At 61.4% G+C, this 464-nt stretch carries 1 pseudogene; it reads right to left on the bottom strand.

Annotation, left to right across the window (positions count from 1 at the left end):
- Positions 1-464, bottom strand: a pseudogene (locus JMV15_RS27940) (RHS repeat domain-containing protein); the annotation flags it as partial.

Here is a 464-nt window from a genome sequence, read left to right as displayed (position 1 = left end):
GTAGCGAGTGATCTGGAACTGCGGATTCCAATGTCGAGTGCTGACGCGCCTCAACCCGTCGGTGACGCGCGTAATGCCCGCATCCAAGTCGTAGTCGAAGGTGTATTCATCACCCGCATCTGTCCAGTGCCGACTGACGCGCCATTCCGCGCCGTCTGGGCCAGGTACTTGAGCCCATTGGTAGAAGCAGCGCATGCCACTCGGCAATCGGTGCACGGTCATGCGCCTGCCGCTGTCGTAGGCAAAGCTGCGAAGGGTCGTGCCCTGGGCGTCCACGACTTCGGCAAGATCGCCGTTTCTGTCATAGCGATAGCTGACGAGCACGTCGCAGCGCCCATCGAAATGGTCTTGGCGCAGGTAACGGCGTTCGATCTGGCTTCCTCGCCCAGGATGCTCTGCGGCGTAGCTTCGGTCGAAGTGCATCAAGTCATGGTTGTCGCCCAGCCTGCACAGCCGTCCGTGGG

The organism is Pseudomonas paracarnis, from assembly GCF_904063055.1.
Lineage (GTDB): Bacteria > Pseudomonadota > Gammaproteobacteria > Pseudomonadales > Pseudomonadaceae > Aquipseudomonas > Aquipseudomonas paracarnis.
The sequence above is the reverse complement of the archived record's forward strand: the minus strand, read 5'-3'. Positions and strand labels throughout refer to the sequence as shown.